We start from the raw sequence: 21,582 nt of genomic DNA, 5'->3' as shown, positions 1-21,582 counted from the left end.
GCAGCGCCTGCGTATCCTCACTGTGATGCTCAGGCCCATTGGCATGCCGCCCGCATCTTCATCTTCCGAGCTGTCGCAGCCACGTCTAGCGTTTTCTGGGCGACCTGGTGTTACGCATGGATGTTTTTTTTCTGCCTAGTGACGCCGTCACCTGCTGCGGTGGACTGCCACCCACAGGAAGCGGCGGAACCGTATCCAGGGGAATGGATCCATCCTCACCAAGAATGAATGAGTAGACCGGTTTGTCAATGGCGATCCCTCCGCCGGTAACATAGTAATCGGCCATGAACGTGCCCATCGTGCCGTCCCTGGATTCGTCATAGCCGTGGAAGTTGCTTACGTCGAAATGAAAAACGTGCAGTTTTTCGCTGGCAAGTCCGATCGTATAAGGATCGGATGTCACCCTATGCCCAAACGTGGTCGCCGTACCAGGCACAAAAGCATTGAGATAAAGATTCAATACAATGATCTGACCTGGTTTCAGGCTAACGCCTTCATGAGGATTATTGGCGATAAGAACGGTTACGTCCAACCCGTCTTTCACTGCATTCCAATCGATTTTGTCCGTGTCGATAATAGGTGGCAGGAAGTAACGGTATTTATCCGGATCAGGATACGGGCCGAACTCACCTTCGACAAGAAGACCAAACGCGTTGGAATGGGTAATCGCTATCCCATTAGAATTCGATGTGAATACCCAGATATAGTTGTCTGCGTTCGGACCTGTAGCAAGCGTCGTATCAATATTGATGGTCTCGTTTCTTTGCAGAATGGACATGGATGAGTCCTTGGCCAACGTATAATTTATGCCCTGCGCCCCCTTATGCTGAGTAATGATGCAAGCCGGCTGGAACAGGAGATTTGTTGGCACTGTGCGAAGATAGAGACCCAGCGCACTATTCTTGTAACTGTTGAGATCAAGCACGCCATTGGGTGCATCCGGAACCACCAGACTGCCGAGCGACCCGCCCGTACCCGGCTCAGGCATGTTCAAAATATAAAAATAGCGCTGACGTGGTGGAAAACCGGACACCGAAAACGATGCGTTGATCCAGTTCTGTGCGTTGATTGCGCTTGAAATAAAAGCAAACGCGCACCTTCCATCTTCGTCTGGATAAACTTCGTACGCCTTCGAGCCATCCTCTACCTCGGTGCCATCGGCGCCGACGGGCTGGTCTTCGACAAGTACGTAAGTGGTTACAGGCTCCAATGGCTTTGATGCAGCACCAAATGGCACACCATTGAACACCTGGGCGGCACTCGGATAAAGCACGCGAACCGAGGCGGGGAAGCTCACTACTTCGTCCGGATAATTGCGTGCGCGGAGCTGAAAATTGAAATCGGCTACCTGATTGTCAGGCGCGGGCTTGGATCCATCCCATACATTTACCAATCGACGCAAGGAAAAATACTCCCCATCGTCGATGTCCCGCGATGTGTAGTACGGTGCACTATCCGGAATCTCCTTGGTGTCGACAAGTATCGTGCCCTGATACAGTTCCGCTTTAATCCGGAAGGTCTGCGAAGACGCAGGGTCTGTTTCACCATCGATGCTGCATTCAACCCATGCCGTCCTTTTTAGATTGCCATTCACAAAACCGGTATATAACGGCGCCGGGTTTTCAGGTCGCGACACCGATAACGCTATGTCCGGGGACGATGGGGTTGCATCGATAGAGAATTGCACCGCCCAGTCTCGCGTGTCGTCGACGCCTACTACCGTAGCTTCAATAATGAAGTAACCCCGCTCTCCGGCAGGCAGCAGCCTTCCCGCAAAAGGGACAATGGAAAGCTGCTGTCCCACGAAATGATAAACACTGATATCGGAAATCGCGCCCGGCATAAGCTGTCCCTCAAGTTCCAAGAGCCATAACGTTGCCAGGCATGCCTCCACCCACGGGAGATCTTTGCCTGGGTTCAGGCTTTTTGACAGGAGTCAAAAAGCTCCAGCGGCCTGGCAAATGCCAGGCCGCTTCCAGCTCGCCAGTTAGGCGGCTTGCTCGGCATTCTCACGCATTAACCATCGCCCGGAATGGTATTAAGGAGGAGACTTCCATTTGCCCCAAGCACCTTCGAGTAAACGTTGAGGTTTGATTTAAGTTGATAATCCGCGAAGAAGTATCCCGGATCACCACGAGTGGAAAATGCATAATTGATCAGGAGATGCTGACCGATATGGAAGACATACTGCAAGTCACCCGATTGAATGACGTAATCCATCGGGAACACATTTCCCTTGGGTTGGTCCGTTCCAGGAACATAACCATCCAGATAGATATTCAATAATACCGTATCGCCCGCTTTAAAAATTTGAGGGTCGAACGTGACCGTGACATCCAGGCCGTTCCTTACCGAATACCAATCGATGGTACCGGAAACGGGAATCGTCGGCGCGTCATAGGTACGAATGACATTCGGCAACGGCCTTGGTACAAAAGTACCTTCTGTAGTGAGGGGCCACGCGTAACTGTATTTAAAGGCGGTGCCCAAGGTATTGGCCCGCTCTACGAGGCGAATATAGTTCTCACTTCCTAACAATGCTGTTAATGGCACAGGGACGCTATTCAGATACGTCGACATGACATTCGGACCAGCCCCAAGGCTCATAGCGCCATCGGCTGTCTGAACGATAATAACCCCAGCATTGGACTGGTCGCCTTCAAGAATATCTGGTTTTTGGACGTAAACATAACTATCGGGATACGTATTTAAAACGATATTACTGCTGCTGACGTTAAGAGTTCCCAGCGTTCCTCCTGATCCAACGCCCAAGGGTTTGAAGAACAGAAAATCAGCACCGCTGCGATCATTGGATGCAAAATTTACCGAGAACACACCACCTTCGGCTGTCATCCATATACTCACTTTCATTTGTCCCGGCGATATCGTGTAGGTCACTTGACCCGAGGCAGCATTCGTTTCCGCCGTATAAACCACGCCCATTTCTTGCGTCGTGAGTTGGGTACCGTCCTGCCCAAGGAAGTTAACGTCATTCGCCTGGGAGAAAAGCGCCGCGGGTACCCGCGTCAACTGGGCGACAGTGGTATCGGCATAGACAATCGGCAAGGTAGGTGGATTTTGATCTGCTTCGTTGATGGGATTAATTACACGCAGATAGGTCTGGCACTGAATTTTCTGGCCGTAATCGGATGCCTGCGTCACTTCATAGAAATACTTGACCGATTGATTGGCGGGCGGAGGATTAGAGGTGCCATCCCAGGCGTTCTTCAGTATCTCGCTGGAAGGACTCATGGACGTGCTGTAGATCTTCGAGCCGTACGCTGCCGTGGTGCTCAAAGGCGCGCCTACGTTCACATTATTTTTCTTCAACTGTGCGGTGATCTTGAAAGATTGGGTCCCGGTCGTTTCGCCCACAATAATGCAGTCGGAATAATAAGCGACAATGTCCGAATCGCTGATTGTGTCATGCCCGGAGACGGGTGACCCGCCTCTGTTCTGGACCAGCGCTACGGTTGGCGTTCCCGACACGGGCGTAATGGAATATTCAACGCTATAGGTGTTCAGCGGATCCGTATCTGCGTTAGTGAGTGTAACTTGCACGTAGATGGGAACATTGTCATCGGTATCACTGGTTGCCGCGGGTAGTTGCACCATCCCGCCACCGGTAAGGCTAAATTCCTGAAGCAGAGGAAATCCAGCAACCTCCGGATAGACCTGTATGGTTACAAGCGCATTGTTAGGCATTTCTGATCTCCCATCCCTAATGAATAATTCGGATAAAAGGGAGACCTCACTGAAGACCAATCAGTGGCTCCCGTAAGGCATGTTAGTCCTTGGTTCATTGCGGTTATAGGCTGAAATCCGGGATTAATGCTCTCATCGATCAGGCGCATGAGCCGGCCTCAATGATCGTAGCGTGGCCTGCCCATACACACACCACGGTAGCTAGTGAAACCGGCAAGCTTGCGCTTGTGATACGCAAAACGCATGACATGCATGGCGAATACATCTCTCCCCACGACAAGTCGTCCGGTTTGATCGCCGCGCTCAAGATTTCATGTTTATTCCGGCAACGATAAGGCACCGGGCATGAGGCTGGCGCTGGCGCTGTTGCTCTAGCGCATCGGGATGAAGTGGCGACTGATGTCCGCGATGGATGTTAGAAGCGAAAATAGTCAAACTCGCCAATCGCGCTCGCGCTGGTGACCGTGCCCGGTCCGGCTTTCTTCGATTGGCTCCAGGGCTCTTCCCTGGCTTTCACGGCATGCGCGCCGGTCTTTCCGTGCAGGGACATGCGCGGGCTACTACGCAAAAACGGTCAATAACGGCGCAAGGGTGCTGGACGATGATGGGAAAATCCATGCGTCGCTCGCACGGCATCTCTACCCTATAGCGCCATATTGTTGATGCGGGGCGCCATGATCCGCTTTCCATCCGCGCAGTGGCCCGCTGCTTCTCACGGACGTCCTGAGCGAGCTACTCATACGTCATGCTGAATTCGATAGCTCCCACGATGCCGCCCGCCTGGACACTGCCCACGTGTGCCACGGCCACCCATAAAGGCAGCCCTGCCTTTCCGCCGTTTACCGCCACAGTCTTGAGGCTCTTCTGATCACCATTGGCGTGAATGAGCCCGCTGTCATCCTGACTGCTGCTCAGCGCGATAGCGATGCCCTGGGCGGTGCCTGTCTGCTGAAAGTAGTTCAGGTCGCCGGGCGCCGGGTTGGCCTTGAAGGAAAAAGTAGCTGAACTGATGCTGTTGCCGCAGCCATCCAGCTCCAGGGTTACCGGTTTCGCCTTGTCCCAGTCGACAGCTCCCATGGGCAGGTTCGCAATGCTGGACGACAGCGCATCCAGGGACACTGGCTTGGGATCGATTGTAATCTGGCAAGTGGCCTCGGTAAGGCTGAAGAACAGGTGCATGTGCACCGGCGTGCCTTCATTGGGAGAAAGCTGCTGTGCATGGAGGCCTGGCATGCCTAGCAGCAGGACTCCCAGCCCAATGCACCCGCGCATGGCGCGGCGAAAAAGCGTGCGTTTCATGGCGCGTGGCTCCGATCAGTAATAGAAATTTTCGACGGTGATATCGGCATGCCCGGCTCCGCTTTGCAGCGGGCTGTTGTCGGGGTGCACCAGCCTGGCCTTGAAGGGATATAGGGCGCCCGCTCCGCTTTTCACCGGCATATCGAGGGAGTCGTTGGGTTTGATCTGGATGGGCGCGGGGGTCGTGCCGTTCCAGTCCAATTCCACGCCCAGGCCGGTGGAGGTGACGTTGTCTTTTTCATACGTTGCGAACAGGCTTGGATCACCCGGGTAGCTGTTGCCCTGGAAGGTGAGCCGCATATTGCTGACGTTGCAGCTTCTGTCCGCGACCAGGTTGACATCGTAGTAGGCCGATGCGGTACCCGCGGTAGCGAAATCCGAGGGCGCATGGTTGCCGAGGCTTTGGAACACGTCCGGCACGAAACCGCAGGTCGGCGTAACGAAGGCCAGTGGTGAGTCGAACTGTATCGAAATATGTCTGAAGGCCGCGTCCGCCGCCAAGTTGGTCTGGCCGAACCGGATGCCTTGGCCACCCAGAAAATAATAATTGTCGCCATCAACCAGGTTTGCACTGGTGCCAGGGGCGACCGGGGCGACAAGGTAGGGACGCACCCAGAGCTGGGCATAAAGTTTTACTGGAGAGATGCCACTCAGGGTGGGCTTCCAGGCCGTGGTATTGAGGCAGGTTTGCGTAGTGGCGGCGGTCGGCGGATTATTGTTGGCGCTCAGGGTCAGCGCCAGGGCAACCGCTACAGGGCTGTTCCCACCGCCGCCGCCATACTGCTGTACATATTCGAGACTCGCGGTACGGCCATTGCAACCCGCCTCTGCAGCAGAAAGGGTTGCCGCCACAGCTGATGCAAGCTGCATTTGTGTGTAGATAGGGCCCACTGGGCACTGGCCAATATTCACTGTCGCACTCTGCTGCCACGGCCCCAGAGGTATGGGCGCCCCCACACTGGGATTGGCGACCACCGCGGTAGCCCGTGTGAATACGGTTACCTTCAAGGGAATGTTTAAGTTGGCTGCGCATGTTGCCGCCGCCTTCGCCGTATGCACGCCGCATCCCATCAGGAACAGCACGCACAGGAGTTTCATCCACGTTTTCATGCCATCACCTCTCGTTGATCAATTGGGGGCTTGATAAGCGCGCGCCGAAACGCGGCTTTCATTTGCATTTTTGTCCCGCGACTGCGCTTGCGGAACCACTGAAGCCTGCTTCGGCACTTGGGGTGGCGCGTCCTTTTCGGCCATCATGCCGCCACCGATACATGTTGCATGCATGCGTACATAACCCGGTTTGCCGTTTGCCTTGGGTAGCGTGTAATCAATGCTGCAGCGCTGGTTATCGTTGCTGCCCCAGACCACAGTCAACTGACCATGATCGGGGAGATCGTTGGCGACAATCTGGCTATCCTGTCCCACCGCCGCCACACTTTGGCCCTGGGCATCGAGCACGTTTGCCGCAAACGGCAGAGGCTTGCCGTTATCGCGGGTCACGTCCATCAATACAGGACGGCCACTGTCCGTACGGTAGTTCAACAGCACCACGGCGCCAGCACGCGGCACGGCATATTCCTTGGTGTCTTTCAATTCCACGCCGAAAGGCAGGCCGGACGGATCCAACGTGAAGGAATCGATGCGATAGGGCCGCACATAGGGCACCACCGCATAGCCATGGCTATCCACCTTGACGGTACCGCCCATTTCATTGACGGATGCACCCTTCGCATGCGGCGCATGGATAAGGGCGACGCCATCACCCGTCAATTGCTGGGTAAAGGTGACGCCGCCGGAATGAATCACCAGGCCACCCGTCGCATGCAAGCCGAGCGTGCTGGAGCCGCCGCTCTGCCCCCAGGTAGCGCCAATGCTGCCATCACTGCCCTGATACGAAGCATTGAGACTGTAGTTGTTGGCGCCTTGCGACAGCGATGGCGACGCCGATACGCCATAATTGAATTGGTTATTACTGCCAAGACTGCCATACAGCGCAGCCTGCAATGTTTTTCCGTATTGGCTGTCATTGGTGAATTGCGTGCTGAGCGACATCGGATGCCGGTTGCTGCCAAGCGGCACGGAGATCTGCACCATGAACTGGGTATCGGCGCGGCCCCGCCCTTGCCATGTCTGCGATGGCCAACCGGATGGCGAGAAGGCATTCGCAAATGCATTGCCGGCGCCAGGAATATCGTAAGTGCGCTGGGCTGAAATCGAATATGAAATCGATTTGTACGAATTGCTGTAACCCAGGCTGTAAGTGATGTCTTTGCTTATATTCCAGTATTGGGTGTCCGAACCGGAGAGGTAGATCGAACCCCAATTGCCACCTAGCGGCTGATTGATATCAAGGTTGAGACTGCTGCGTTGCCGGGCGATACCGGCATAATTGCCTTGCTGCCATGCGCTACGCATCATCATGGCATCGTTTAGCCCCAGGTATCCGCCAGTGGAATACCGGTAGGCCGCCAACGAAACATAGGTGTTGGACGGCTCGAAGGTCTTGCTGTAGCCGAGGCGGAAACTGCTGCCCTGCATGCTTAGTCCAGACAGACTGGTATGGGCATGGGTGATGTCGAAGGTGATTGCACCGGCGCGCGTGTTCAAGGCGGTACCTACCAGCGCAGCTTCGTAGCCCGTTGCAGCCGTCACCCCGGCATAGCCGGTCAGCATGTTGCTGAAACCATGCTGCCAGGTGGCTTGAAGAATCTTGGGCGCATGCCGGAATGGCATGCCGATTACCTGGCCTGCACCGATGCGATAGCGTGTGATGCCTGGACGCAGCGATTCGGGCGTCACGGCAAACGGTACTAAGCGTGTTCGGGTGGTGCCGTCGGCTTCTGTCACGGTAACGGTCAAATTTCCGGAAGAACCGGTGGCCGCCAGGTCACTGATCACGAACGGGCCCGGCGGGACATTCTTCTGGTAAATGATCTGGCCGTTCTGGCGCACCGTGACCAAGGCATTGCTCGCAGCCGTGCCGCGAATGACAGGTGCGAAACCCATCTGCGAATCCGGCAACATGCGATCGTCGGACGCCAGGGACACGCCGCGAAACTGCACGCTGTCAAACATGTCGCCCGGCGTATAGGTATCGCCCAGCGTCAACTGCGCACGCAGCGGCGTGACATCATGCTGGAGATAGGCGTTGGCACTGTGATACGTGACATGTCGCCCTGTACTCCATTGCACGCTCCCTTGCTGGCGAAGCCGCCAGCCACCTATGTTGAGACCTGTGTTCAACCCCAGGAATGCATTGGTGCTATCCACGCCGCGGCTGCGCGAGGTGAAGGAATCGAAGTTGTAGGAGGCCATGCCGGCCGTGATGCCATTGCTCCATTGCGAGGGATCGGCCCAGTTGAGATCCTGATGCCGTACGTAAGCCTGCGGAATCGTGACATTGAGCTGCTGCTGCGAAGAGTCGTACGTGACCGTTGCGCCGGGCACCAAAGAGCCGATGTCATCGCACACCATGCCGGCGGCAAGACGCTCTGCCGTGTTGATGGGCAAGCCGGCAGCGGTTTTCACCTGCGCGAGCGAAGACCAGTCCACGCCCATGTGCGTCAACAAATCCTTGGTGTAGCAAGGTATCGCAGAGCCGCCCTTCAGGGGCACGCGAAACGTCACGTCCGCATCGCCCTGCCAGCCTTGCTCCACAGAAATGGTGACGTGATGAACGCCCGGAAAGACCACGTCACCATGATCGAAGCGCGTGATATCCAGATGAGAGCCTGCGCTGCCGGCCAGGAAGGATGGGTCGAATTGCACATCCGCGGGTGCGCCACCCGCAGCTGCCGCCATGGCACGATGAGTGCCCAAGGCCAGCATGAGGGCCACAGACACCGCCTTGAGGCGCAACGTCGATGCGTGTGCTGGGCTTGTTTTGCGCGCACTATGCATCTGGCGAGGTTGTTGAATTGTGCTCATGGTCAGATCTCAGGCAAAAGATCCCTGTGCCAGCCAAGAGCCAGCTGCGTAGTCGTGCTTGAGGTGGCAAGCGCGGCTAAGGCGCTTGCCGATCAGGGAAATTGAAAAACCGGTGTGGCGTTATGGCGTGACGTATTGCTTGAGGGCCACCGTACCGCCGTAATCATTGATGGCGTTGGCGTCCACTTCTATCGGACCCGCCGGAAAATGACTGGCGTCTTTTATCTGGAAGCGATAATGGTCACGCGGCGCCACCATGCCACCGCCGCATGGATAATCCTTGCCATTCGCATGCAAGGTCACCTTGGCGAAGGATACGTAGTACTGCGAGGGGTTACTTACTTCAAGCGCCTCGCCCTTGTCGGTAGGAACCACCGACCAATGCAGGCCCTTCATGGCATCCTGCACCGAGCCCTGCAGGCCCGTGGGCCGGTAGAACACCTTGATCCGCGTGCGGAAAGCAAACTGCAGGTAGTTCTTGTCCGTATGATTTTTGGGCTTGGGTGGAATGTCGAGCAAATTGAAATAAAACACGCTTTCACGGTCGGAAGGCAGTGGCTGAGTACCTGTGAACGCAAGACGCAGCACGTAACCTTTGCCAGCCTCAATGCGCGCCACTGAGCGGGATAGCGTGAAAGGCACCTTGATGGTGTCGGGGCTCGCATCGGGATTGCCATTGTCGAGCCAGGCTTGCACCAGCGCCGGTTCGGCGCCGCGATTGGTCAATTGCACGGACACATCGGGCTTACCGCTCGGATAAATAATACGGGTTCCCGCAATGACGACATTGGCACTGGCCGAGAAACTGGTCACGGCCGCTACAGTCAAGGCTAGTGATAAAGCGATCGAACGGACTAAACGCGTATTCATGCTCTTCTCCTGCGCTCCTTGATGAGGTGTTCCATGGCATCAGCCATGGAACACCGTGGCGTCGACGGATTACTGGTAGTACAGGTCGTACGTGATGGAGGAATCCACCTCACTGGGACCAACGTTGCCAGCGCCGGACTCGACATAGGCCACCTTGTAGTCGAGCGTAGCGGCATTACCGGTAATGGTCTCGGCCGTTTCGTTGTAGGCGGCGTTGCCGAGATCAATGAGCGCATCGCCGTTCTGTCCGTCCAGCAGTGCGTAGCCCAGATTGGCAAGCCCACCATTGGCAGTGTTCTTCAGGAAGTTGGTGCCAGTCTTAATGTTGGCGCTTTGGCGATCGAAGTGTGCGGCGACCGACGTCGCACTAGCCAGGCAAGCGCTCAACTTAATCGACACATCGCCCTGCTTCGTGGGCAGAGGGGTGCCTTGGGTAACCGTGAAATCCGTCACAAACGCATCCGGCATCTGAATCGTTGCATCGCCAGTACCGTCACCATTGACATTGACGGTGCACGTTTCCGTACGCACCTGACCGTCGATGGTAATGGTGCCGCCGGGATCCGTGTTTGCTGCCATCACCGAAGCCGAAGCCATGGCACCCACCACCAGGGAAAGCACGGCACCAGCAAGAATTGAACGTTTCATCTTCATTTCCTTGTTTGCTGAATAAAGAATTGGCAAGAAAGACTGAGACACACTCCGCCTCGGAAAGCACCAAACCTGCTTTTGAAGCCGGCACACGGATCTCAACGTGATTGATGAAAGCCGCCGTGGCACGGATAGCCATGTCATAACGGCCATGCCCACGAGTGTGCGAGATGTGCAGCGGAAGGGATGCCGAGGTGCGCTTACGCAGGGGGCACCGGCAAAGCCCCTTGCCTTGCACGCCGGAAAGTATGGGAGGCTTGCCGCAGCGGTCCAATTGGATTTGTCTCAAATGGAAAGTTGTAGCTCAAACCTTGATGAAGAGCAGAGAACCAAAGCAGCAATCATGGCTGCCGCTCTCACATAGGTGAAAATAGTGTGATTTTCCGGGAAGACGAACACGCGCCACAGGAATGGCTGACCCGGACTCTCGTTAAGGAATATGCGGGGCAGCCACACATCAGCCTGCAAAAGCGCGTCGTACCCCTATGCAAGCCAGGCCAGCAGAGCAGCCGCTATACGTGAGCGCTCAACAGGCTGAACCACACGATGATGCTTGATATCCGCTTACAGCACGTCAGATCGCCCCAGGCGAAAAAGTCGCCCTGATGATCGTGTAGCGGTCGCAAGTGTGTCGGGCCGAGCACTAGCCGCTAAACATGCTGGACTGTCGCTATTCGGCTGAATGGCTTATGCGAACGGTAGAACCTGAGACTTGACACAGGCGATTGACGATGTGCGTTGAGATCGACTCAGCCAGCGGTATCCAGGGCCGACCAGCCCATGTCAAGCCGGCCAGAGTTTTTGAGGAAGGCTCTTCGCGGTTTGCAAACAGAAACGACGCACAGCCTGTTGCGCAAAGCTCAGTACAGCTTCGTCACCATGTATAACGCACGCCAACCTGGCCACTCGCAGCGTTGCGCCTTGTATAGGCTGTATTGCCTATCGCCCGTTGATAACTCAACCCACCATATACTGCAAAATGCTTTTTCAGTTGCCCAGTGATGCCGGCGCCCAACTCTACCCGGCTGGCCTGTGCTAATAGCGGAACACCTTGTACGCCGCCATATACTGTCTCTGCGCGTCCACCCCAATCGCGCCACACGTTCGCAACCACATACGGCTCCCAGTGCTCCCCATCCTGCGTCTGCAGGTTCCAGCGGCCACGCAATCCGACACGGCCGCTTCCAGCGTGACTACTGCCCAACGCCACGTCGCCCAAACCGTCGTTCATATCGCTGAAACGCACTTGCTGCCAAATCCCTTGAAGCTGGGGTTCCAGCGCGAAATTGCTACCCAATTGAGGAAGCGAGAACGGATAACCAAATTGGAGGGACTCGAGGAAACCTTCGCCTTTGACGGGTAATCTTGCATCCACCGTGCTGGCCGTGCCGTTGTAAACACTTGCCTGCATGGCAGCATCCACGTACCAGTCGCCGGGGCCGTAATGCGTCCAATACGCTCCCACTGATGTCTGGTGTAACACCAGCGAGCCCGTGGAAGTCATGGTATAAGCCGTCGCGCTGTTATTAGTCACCAAGCCGCGCACATTAATGTCGGCATTGGTATAGGACATGTAACCGCCCCATCGCTCGCTATAGCCAGGGGACCACTCACCCTGCCAGATATCCGCACCCACCTGAAGCCCGGACAGATTGCCGTTCGCACCAGGTTCCGCATAATCCTCATAGCGATTATTCACATTGGTGGCATATAAGCGTGCCCAGGCTGAAGGACCGTGATCGGTCTCCACGGGGCCGGATGCCATTGGCCCACTGTCGCCCCAACGTTCTTGCATCGTACCCAGCGACAGCATGCTCATTTGCTGTGCAATCGGTTGTACCACGCTATATGTCGCGACCTCCGGGCCAAGGATGGGGTATTGGCCCGGCGGCAACACGCTCGGCGGCGGCGCGTCGGGCAGATTGCCCGTACCTGGAATGAACTGCGGCGTTGGAGTGGGTGCAGGCGTGGGAGTTGGTGCGGGTGTAGGCGTGGGAGTTGGTGCAGGCGTTGGAGTGGGCGTGGAAACTTGGAACTCGTCGCGCAAATACCAGCTATCCGTATTTGTACCGTCTTTCGACCCGCGGAATAGCCGATAGTCTATGGCGCCTTCGCGAACTTCCGATGCCAGACTGAACGCATCGGGAGTGGTAACCGCTCCATTGATTGCCGACACCACCAATATGCCGTTGCCGGAGGTTGGCTGGAACTGTCCGGCGGAGGTGGCATGGACCATTACGCTAGTGTGGCCGCTGACCGCACCGCCATCTACCGTAAGCAAGCTGCTATATGAATTATCCGTTCCAAAAAACGTGTTGAGCGCCAGTATGCCTCCCTGCCCTACGTAATTGCCGCGAATGGTCAAGTTGCCATAACTCGTGTCGCCTTCGACGGCATGACCGGGCGAGAGCGTTCCTTCATTGGTGACGTTGCCTTGAATGACGCCAAAACCGGAAAGCACGGCGCCAGGGCTGATCGTGGTGTTGGATTTAATGTTGCCGTCGACGATCAACGTGCCCTGGGACACATCGGTTGCGCCGGTATAGGTTTGCGCGCCGTCTAATTGCAATGCGCCGCCGCCGTCCTTGATCAAGCCGCCGCTACCCGAGATGGTACCGCTGTAAGTCGTTTCGCCGGATTGATCGACCGTCAAGATGCCGGACCCCAGCGAAACCGCGCCAGCACCCGACAATCCACCCACCGTAATATCGAAGTTGCTCAGATCCGCTGTCGCACCTGCAACGATGTTGAGTGTGCCTGTTCCGAAAGCGCTCTGTCCTCCCGCTGCCACGGTGCCGGACTCGATGTTCAATCCGCCTGAAAAGGTACTGGCACCAGCTAGCGTGAGCGTGCCATCGCCGATCTTGGCGAGAGCACCGCTGCCGCTGAAAGGCGACGTAGCCGTGACGTCGAAGTTCTGGGTATCCAGGGTAAGCCCGCCGGATTCAATATTAAGTTGTGTGCCGGAGAACCCTGTGACGAAGGCAGAATTGCCGGCTATTGCGCGCAGGGTGCCATGATCGAAATCCACTTGTGCTGAACCGTCACCGCGAGTTAACGACAATGTCTCCAGCGTGCTGTCGCTAAGAGTGAGCTGCCCCGTCGCACCAGAGGCGCCTGCCACGGATATTCCTCCCTGCGCATCCACCGTCGCTCCATTTTGGATCGTCAGTGTCCCGTCGCCGCCGGCGGAAAAACCCATCGTAAGCAGACCAGCGATACTCCATTCGGAACCGCTTCCAGAGACAAGCGCACTGGCCATCCCATTCTCACCAACGTGGGCGGATGCCTCGCTTGTCATGGTGCCGCCATTCAATAGGTTCAACGCGCTATTGTTGGTGCCTATGATGGTATCGCCATGCACCACGACGGTTCCGCCATCCGTAACGGTGAGCGTGCCTGTTCCCTGAGTACCGACAATAAGACCAGTACTGCTGAAGCCATTGGCATTCATAATCCATGTCGATCCCGCGCCGGTGACGGTAGCGTCGCCACGCGACGTGGCATACGTGTCAGCCAACCTGACGTAATCGCTACTGGTAAGCGTGCTGCCATTCTGAATAGTCAAGCTTCCCTGCGAACGATCGCCGTTTCCAAGAAAGAGACGGGCGCTTACGGCACTCACAGGACCCGTAACACCAATAACCGTGGGATTTGGCGTCGTCGTGAGAATACTTACGTTAAAGCCTGACGGTACAGAAAAATTATTCCAGTTACGACTATTCATCCAATCGTCACTTGTCGCCCCCGTCCAGGTCTGCGCCACAGCAGAAGATGGAAGCAAGGTTGCGAAAGTCTGCGCCACGACCAAAGTGATCATCCAAGATAAAGGCCTGCAAGCCAGAGGCCTGGTCCGTGCAGGCATGGTTTTGAACGCTGTTGCCCTGGACTTTCGCAATTTTCTGCGCACGGATTGCGCCCCGTTTGATGTGAGTAAATCTAATAAGCGTGGAAATGGCCACATTGCCGCGGACAAACGGGCCAGCCACTACCGGTTTCAGCCATCGCGGTACTGTATTTCGCCATTACGACAGTCAGAGCCATCTCGGCATGCATTGCCTGAACCTAGAACTCTCATCTTCAAGCATCCTTGAACGTTCACAACTTGATGCCTTGATGTCGTCGCCGTTCGACCGCGATAGGCAATGCGCCGGCATGCCAACTTCTACTCACCCGCAGATGCTTCTATGGAGATATTTGCTCCAGCCCAGACTTCGGACAAGACGGACAAAAAAACTTTGGTCCATCTATCCGTATGGATATCCATACGAAATAGCTACGGCGAACGCTACTGCTTCCCCACAAAGTCCGGAATAAAATAAAGCTTCTGGACTAGAATTTTCAACCGACCGAATTTTAGTTCACGCTGGCAAAAGCCAGGCCGAGTTTTCCTGGGAACACTGGTTCAAATGCGCGCGACAAAATTCCAGCAGACTGCGCACCGCCTGATTGACCGCCCTGCTGGAGAGCGTGAGGGCGTACAAAGGCCATGGCGGCGACTCAAATGTATCGAGCACCACCTGCAGGCGCCCCTCATTAATTTCGTCCCTGCAGGCATAAAGGGGCAGTTGTGCCACGCCGAGTCCAGCGCATGCCGCCCCCACGAGCGCCGGTAGATTATCGGCCAACGAAGCGCACCGAGGACCATGTGGCATATCCTTGAGACGCCACGAATAATTGCCCGAGTTATCGGTATAACCCAGGCAAGGCCATTGCTGTAACTGGCTGGAATGCTTCAACGCCTCGCGGTGGGCCAGTAATTGCGGGCTAGCCACCGTGACCATGCGTACATAACCCAGCTTGCGGGCCACCACGTCGCCGTTGTTAGGCAAAGAGCTGCCCAGCACGAAAACCAGATCTGCGTGTTGTTCAAGCAACGCGCTCACTCCCCCTTTTTGCACCATGGTCAGCTGGATACCGGTCTCGGCAGCAAAAGTAGCCAGTGCTGAGGGAATGATGCCCATAAGCAAGGCGGAAATATCTACTCGTACCAACCCACTAGGCATGTGCGTTGCCTCCTGGACGACCGACTCGACCGCTTCCGCTGCCACCCGCATCGCCAAAGCTTGCCGATAGACTTGTTCGCCAAGCGGTGTTACGGAGAAACGCCTCGCGTTTCGATGGAGAAGACGCGCACCAAGCTGCTGCTCCAATTCGATGATCCGTCTGCTCAGGCGCGACCGGGGAATGCCCGTCTGCTGCGCCGCTGCAGAAAATCCTCGCGCCTCAATAACCCGCGTCAGCAGATAGAGGTCGTCGAAATGATTGATCAAGTTCATCGCCACCTCTGCTTGCCCTGTCTACCGGATGTCTAGCGTGGAACGACCGCTATGACCGCTGCCTGGACCAACTCAACATATGAACGGCTTAATGCACGTTTTCCTCATACGCCGGGTGCTTTGCGAGCGAAAACGTGTTCTCAAGGCGAATCAATACCCTTGGCAGCTCTTGAAGAGAGACAGCGGTCAACCGGCCGCAGATCTGGTGCACGGCAGATCGTTACCAATCTTCAAAGTTGCTGACGATGGGCGTCATGAACGTCTTGCCCTTCCGCAGCCACAGCATAAGCACGTTTTTCCATGTCGGGCTTTGATGGAACGTACAAATTCTTTGAAAGAAAGCCTCCCGTTCAAAGTTATCAATTTTCGGATAGTGCAATCTGGCTCTGACACACGGAATTTTCAGTGGAAAAGAAGTTGGGCGGCGCGTCGATATACAATCCAGCATATTGCGACATGTGTGGACAGACGGGTTCGGACCTTCCGGCCATTCGGACCAGCTGCCGACCAGAGGCATCACCCCGTCGAACCATCAACCAAGGACAGACAAAGACAACCATGCCTGCAAATATGCAAGGAACTCAGTCGGGATAAGCGAGGGGTGTGTTTGGGGACAGTATGGGCGGCGTACTGACCTCACCTTAGTTTTCCATTGCCACTGCATAGAGTGGCATTGAACGGCGTGAAGAAAACGTGTAAACACCGATGGCCATGCCAGAGTTTGGCGGCGTAAGTCGACGATCAACGGCACACTACCCACCCTACCTTTCCATCTAGAAGGACCTTTTCATGACCAAGGCTAACGACGAGCGGACCTACACGCTCCTGCACGTACGCTCCCCTGATTACACTTCAGCAGTGGCTACCGGTGTAATCGTTACTGGACCGACTGACGACGGTTTCGTTCACCTGCATTTTTTTCGCGAGACGCAGCGTATTCTCAACGAAGACGTCCCCGTATTAGACGCCGACGATAACAATCTCAAGCTCAATCGCGCCGAGGCCAGACTGAAGGTCAACCTGCAACGCGAGGAAGTTTCGACCATTTCCATTCCCGACCAGGTATTCGCGGAACTCGCAAAGGGATTGGTGCAGGTATCAAAAACCTTGCCCTAGTCTGCTTGACAGGCTTACAGCCAGGTTTGGCCAGCCATGGTTGGACATCCCCACTCATACGGCGGCTTGCCTTCATAGCCGAGCCGCAACCAGCCGCCGTCGATATCCCATCCCCTGATGAAGGCTAGCAAATGGGATCTGGAAACGTGTGCTGGCCCAGTCTGAGAATGGCGCGAACAGCACACGCGCCCGCTCAAGCTAAAACCATAACTACGAGTATGGTCACCCCACCTGAAAGCCGTCGTCTGTCCCTCGAAATACACACAAGTAATTGTTCGCAGACATAACCCATAACGCCGGACCAACCTCGCTCTTGGCGTTAGTTATAACTTTTCCCGAACGCCACTGCGTACCGTTGTAATCCGAATAATACAAATTCTGGTCGTCAATGGAGCCATGCATTGTTCCCCTAAAAGCCATTTTCTGGCTCGATAAACCCGACACAGATGCATTGTCATTGCTCACATTGTCTCGGTTGATAAGAACGGGCTGCTTCCATCCAGAACCAAGCCGTGGATTCCACCACCTTGTGGTCCATAGATAGATCGTATTGTGGTCGCGGTATACGCATAATGGAAATTGATCCAGATTATTATCTACCGTGTTGCACATGCTCGGCCCGGCGGAGGACGATTGGCTGTACTCGAAGGGTGTAGGAGCTGTCCAAGCTCCGTTCAGATATTGTGTGTATTTAAGCGTGCCATCAGCCGCGGTAAACGCGCATAAAGGCACTCTGTAAGTTCCTGAGGACGCTATGCAAACCGTGGCTGCCGGTTCAAAATTACTGGTGCAATTATTGGGAAATCGTTGGGCGGCATCCCAATTAATACCGTCCGCTGTTCTTGTCCACCAAAGATTGTTATCGCCGGAGGTGCCTACATACACGCAATACAGATAGTCTGTGTTGTTGATCGTGTTCTTAAACAAGGCAGGCCCTCTGACGGTCGTTTGGCTCGGGATCGTCAGCTCATCACTCCACGTGTCCGAGGTAAATTGATACTTGGTGTAGCAAATCGCATTATTGCTGTAGCCGCCTCGGTATGCGCAATAAATCGAGCCTCCAAAGGATAGGAGAGATGGCCGATTAGGGCTCGTAAACTGAAAGGGCAACGGATTCGCGGTGCCAATCTTTCTCACATCGCCCCATATGGGCCAGTTGTCGCTCGTAAATCCATCCGAAACGGTGTAATAGATCGTTTGAGGAAATTGAACGGGCTCCATCGAAATTCTCCTAAGCTCCAAAGCCACCGACCAATGGTTGTTTCTATTCATTCATTATCTTACCGCGCCAGGCTGGCAGCGATTTGCTTGTCATTTTCGCAAGATGAAAATCCAGCTCGAACGTTATTCAACTATTAACTCATTAAAATCAATAATATATACTTATCCGCTCTTGCGAAAAACACAAAAAATAATCCCGGCAGTGGTGCCACTGGTATCCGTGTATTGGACTTCAGCCAACCCTACGCCAGTGTCGCTCTCACATCCTGGCAGTTTTACCCGGGTAGCCCAGCCATCATCGGTGTTATATGCCCACCACAGCTGAGTATCAGCTTCGCTGCCCAGGAAAACGCATAAATAAGTGCCTCCAATGTCGGAGAGATTGACGGCGGCTGGCGCACCGGAAGTTGACAGTCCGGAATCAGGCGGTGGGACGACCCAATTTTGATCATTATATGAAGCGGCATGTATTTGCGAGTCACTCTCCGTCCCACCGCGATAGAGACACGAAAGGAGATCGTTGGACCTGACAAGGGCTGGTCCCTGCGTACTGATCGCCCTAACGCCAGTGGAAGGGTCAGTGATGATGTACGGCCAGCCCCAGATCCTCTGCCCATCGCTGGATGTCGTGCAGTACAAGTTGGGGTTATCTCCTCCACCCCGGTATACGCAGAACAGCTGATTCTGGTGAACAGGACCGTTATAAGAAACCACCAGACTCGGCGATTCAGAGCTACTCTGTATATTGGTACTGACACCGCTCTTCATTATCACACGATCACTCCAGCTTTTACCGTCGCTGGTTGACGTGCAGTAAAGAGTCTGATCGCTTCCCGTACCGATATAAACACAGTACAGCTTGCCCCCGTATACAGCCAATGCGGGCCCGGCAGAGGAACCTTGTCCGGGAATGAGCGTGTCCTTACTCCATCCGTCATTGAAATCAAAGGACGTGTACCACAAACTTTCGTCACCCGCGCTGCCACGGTGTACGCACCACAACTTACCCTGAAAAACGGCAAGGGCGGGCCGATCTGCGCTGTAGTGATCCGGGAACGCGATGGGGGAGCGCCAATTGAAATTGGGATATGAGGCGCTATACGCCGCCGTCCAATAAAGAGCATCACTCATTGAATTCTCCTTGACATGAGTTACCGATACAAAATCCAGATTGATGCATTGGCTTATGTTACCGTCGACGCCTATCTTACATAAGTGCGAATACTCTGACTTTTAAATCCCATATTTGCGACGAAAGCGCTTAGTACATACTAACTGTTCGTAGTCAAAACATTTTTTCACGTCAACAAGATACTTTAATCTACTATCTTTAACTTCGTACATGCTGCTAAGCCAGACAACCTAGCGCAAGTATGGATGCCGTCACATAATTGATTTACATCACGTAAGAATACCCATCTAAAAATCTCGAGTGATAAGCATATATTGTGTCGTTCATGCGATAGACTTCGCTCGTAGCGATACGCGACGAAGGTAGAGAACCATGCGCAACACGCTCGGTTATACGGATGCTTACATTGATCCGCTGATACCGGGCTATCCTCTGGGGAATGGTTACTGATGCTACCTACCATCCCTCATGCGCTTTAACGCGCCAGATAACCTAAGCCGTTCAATGCAGGCGGGCCAAATGCATATACTTACTGCGCTTGCGATCCTGTGAACCGGAATGACCCACGGGGCATGTTTCCTTTATGGCATTGGATGATCTACCTTTGGATGCGACGAAATTGGCTGCGGGAGGGCATTAATTCGGAGGCTCGGACGGTATCGTTGAAAATAAAATCCATTATTGGGTCGAAGAGAGTAAGGTCGCCCCCGTCGTTTTGAGCGGTTTTTCAGGCAAGAGCTATGCTGACACCGAGCATCTTAAACATAAAATCGTCGATCTTTTTAAATCGCATCCTTATCCCGGGTTCATTGCTTGTGTCACGACACCAGGAATTTGTCTTAGCTATGAAATTGCCAAGCGTTATGACATGCCTACCCTCGGCATCGTCGGGAAACTCATACATGCTAAGCGCGCTCAAATGGGGACGTGGCGCTTTCTACGCAATAGGTGGTGGCACGGTCACCGTTAGTGAGGTGACGGAAGCCATAGAACGCAAATACGTCCTTTTAAGCTCATGGCGAAAAGATATTTTTCCTGACTTTGAGCCAAATCCGACGATGTTTGCCAAAGATATGGCAAGACTATTGCTGAAAGAACAGCGAGACTTCGATCCGACACCGCTACGTACATTTGCGCAGGAGGGCATGTTCCGCCTTGGAAGGACACTGATGACGAGCACTAGTTATCGATACTGGTAGGATGGCTAGGTATGCACCAAGGTCGTCTTGGATGTAGCAGCACATATGCAGTGAAATTTACCGGCTGTCACCCTCCTACGGTGTAGCAAAGACCAGTGCCTTCCCGCGGGCAGCTTCTAAAATTGAGACCTACTAAGCAGGTCGTGTATATCCGGTAGCCGTCCTTATGCTTACTCATCACGGTCGCGAGAATCACATGAACCATACCTCTGCCATTAGTTTTACGGGTAACTATCTGGATTCGGTTGTTGAAGGATATCCTCTAGGCAGCGGTTACCGGTGGTACCTGCCCCCGTTGATGCGATTCAATACCGCCGATGACCTGAGTCCATTCAGCACAGGAGGCCCCAATCCTTACGCTTACTGCGAAGGCGATCCCATCAATTTCGATGATCCGACCGGCCATATGATGAGTCCACCGGACCCCGAAGTTCTAGAAGAAGTCCCGCATGAAGTCGCAGCGCTAGGAGCACCTACGTCGAGCGCTACTGCCGATGTCCCTATCGCTACTCATCGCGCCGCCCAGGGTACCTACCCGGACGAGGCGCAGCCAAGCACTTCTGCAGGACCCTATCCCGCTCACCTTCAGTTACAACGCACGCGATCTATTCAGGTGGGATTCCAAGCAAGAGCGAGCAGGTTCCTCCATCAATTACCCGATTACTATCATATATTGGAGACGGGTAAAAAAATGGATGAAATAACTGGAAAGTTGGACCGTAATATTGCTCGCAACATGGATCTCAATTATCAAGAGCCTAATATTATGGGAAAGTCCATCCAAAAAGTTTTTGATAAAAAGGAAAAAATACGCGTATTGCTTGGAAAGTTGGATAGCTATATAAAATCCAATAGGACTGATAGAGAAACCAAAAACTGGGAGTTTTTCTCAAGTGAATACAAAACACTTATGGTAAATTTTGATAAGCACGATCGATCAGTAAATAGCATGATGGCAAGCATACAAAACCTATTACGGGCGCGCTTTACACTGCGTCGAACCAATGATACAGAGCCCCCTCTATAACAGGTGGCCGGCCCCTCTGATGTCGATGCAACAACGACCAACGCGTAAGTATTCAAGCGCGAAGCCTGCCTTTCTTTCAGCCTTTCGATGATGGAAGCAGTACGCCGCGCTAGCAGCGATAGCCGGTACCTAATGCGTAGGCAGACGTAATGGAAT

Annotated in this window: 14 protein-coding genes; 3 read left to right on the top strand and 11 right to left on the bottom strand. The window is 54.4% G+C overall.

Annotated features, from left to right (window positions below; genetic code table 11):
• Positions 1 to 85 precede the first annotated feature (85 nt).
• The 10 genes from AC4HNJ_RS17785 to AC4HNJ_RS17740 all read right to left on the bottom strand — a co-directional run bounded on the left by AC4HNJ_RS17785 (position 86) and on the right by AC4HNJ_RS17740 (position 15,731).
• Complete coding sequence (locus AC4HNJ_RS17785) at positions 86 to 1,843, bottom strand: hypothetical protein (RefSeq protein WP_490480940.1); 1,758 nt, start codon at positions 1,841 to 1,843, stop codon at positions 86 to 88.
• 173 nt (positions 1,844 to 2,016) lie between these two features.
• Positions 2,017 to 3,705: a hypothetical protein gene (locus AC4HNJ_RS17780; RefSeq protein ID WP_490480939.1), complete on the bottom strand. Its 1,689-nt coding sequence runs from the start codon at positions 3,703 to 3,705 to the stop codon at positions 2,017 to 2,019.
• 415 nt (positions 3,706 to 4,120) lie between these two features.
• Positions 4,121 to 4,255 (bottom strand): hypothetical protein, encoded by a 135-nt coding sequence (locus AC4HNJ_RS17775; protein WP_490480938.1) that lies wholly within the window; start codon positions 4,253 to 4,255, stop codon positions 4,121 to 4,123.
• Between the two features lie 182 nt (positions 4,256 to 4,437).
• Positions 4,438 to 5,004 carry a fimbrial protein gene (locus AC4HNJ_RS17770; RefSeq protein WP_490480937.1) on the bottom strand — a complete coding sequence of 189 codons (567 nt, stop codon included), beginning with the start codon at positions 5,002 to 5,004 and terminating at the stop codon, positions 4,438 to 4,440.
• 15 nt (positions 5,005 to 5,019) lie between these two features.
• Positions 5,020 to 6,114 (bottom strand): fimbrial protein, encoded by a 1,095-nt coding sequence (locus AC4HNJ_RS17765; protein ID WP_490480936.1) that lies wholly within the window; start codon positions 6,112 to 6,114, stop codon positions 5,020 to 5,022.
• Between the two features lie 18 nt (positions 6,115 to 6,132).
• Positions 6,133 to 8,931 carry a fimbria/pilus outer membrane usher protein gene (locus AC4HNJ_RS17760; RefSeq protein WP_490480935.1) on the bottom strand — a complete coding sequence of 933 codons (2,799 nt, stop codon included), beginning with the start codon at positions 8,929 to 8,931 and terminating at the stop codon, positions 6,133 to 6,135.
• 120 nt (positions 8,932 to 9,051) lie between these two features.
• A complete protein-coding gene (locus AC4HNJ_RS17755) occupies positions 9,052 to 9,801 on the bottom strand; it encodes a fimbria/pilus periplasmic chaperone (RefSeq protein ID WP_490480934.1) in 750 nt (249 codons plus the stop codon).
• A 69-nt stretch (positions 9,802 to 9,870) separates the two neighbouring features.
• Positions 9,871 to 10,449 (bottom strand): fimbrial protein, encoded by a 579-nt coding sequence (locus tag AC4HNJ_RS17750; protein WP_490480933.1) that lies wholly within the window; start codon positions 10,447 to 10,449, stop codon positions 9,871 to 9,873.
• Between the two features lie 877 nt (positions 10,450 to 11,326).
• Entirely contained in the window at positions 11,327 to 14,020 is a 2,694-nt protein-coding gene (locus AC4HNJ_RS17745) for an autotransporter family protein (protein ID WP_490480932.1), read from the bottom strand.
• Between the two features lie 793 nt (positions 14,021 to 14,813).
• Positions 14,814 to 15,731, bottom strand: a complete 918-nt coding sequence (locus AC4HNJ_RS17740) for a LysR family transcriptional regulator (RefSeq protein WP_490480931.1) — start codon at positions 15,729 to 15,731, stop codon at positions 14,814 to 14,816.
• A gap of 789 nt (positions 15,732 to 16,520) precedes the next feature.
• On the opposite strand from AC4HNJ_RS17740, the gene AC4HNJ_RS17735 reads away from it, so the two are divergent.
• On the top strand, positions 16,521 to 16,847 hold the full coding sequence (locus tag AC4HNJ_RS17735) for a hypothetical protein (protein WP_490480930.1): 327 nt from the start codon (positions 16,521 to 16,523) through the stop codon (positions 16,845 to 16,847).
• Between the two features lie 222 nt (positions 16,848 to 17,069).
• Here the strand turns inward: AC4HNJ_RS17735 and AC4HNJ_RS17730 are convergent, their stop codons facing one another.
• A complete protein-coding gene (locus AC4HNJ_RS17730) occupies positions 17,070 to 18,068 on the bottom strand; it encodes a hypothetical protein (protein WP_490480929.1) in 999 nt (332 codons plus the stop codon).
• A gap of 2,034 nt (positions 18,069 to 20,102) precedes the next feature.
• Between AC4HNJ_RS17730 and AC4HNJ_RS17725 the strand changes: the two genes are divergently transcribed.
• Positions 20,103 to 20,399: a hypothetical protein gene (locus AC4HNJ_RS17725; RefSeq protein WP_490480928.1), complete on the top strand. Its 297-nt coding sequence runs from the start codon at positions 20,103 to 20,105 to the stop codon at positions 20,397 to 20,399.
• Between the two features lie 196 nt (positions 20,400 to 20,595).
• The gene (locus tag AC4HNJ_RS17720) at positions 20,596 to 21,426 is read left to right on the top strand and encodes an RHS repeat-associated core domain-containing protein (RefSeq protein ID WP_490480927.1); all 831 of its coding nucleotides are present in this window, start codon (positions 20,596 to 20,598) and stop codon (positions 21,424 to 21,426) included.
• The last annotated feature ends 156 nt before the right edge of the window (positions 21,427 to 21,582 follow it).

This window comes from Dyella sp. SYSU CM1112, from assembly GCF_058216415.1.
Note: the sequence above shows the minus strand (reverse complement) of the source record. Positions and strands in the feature narration are given on the sequence as shown.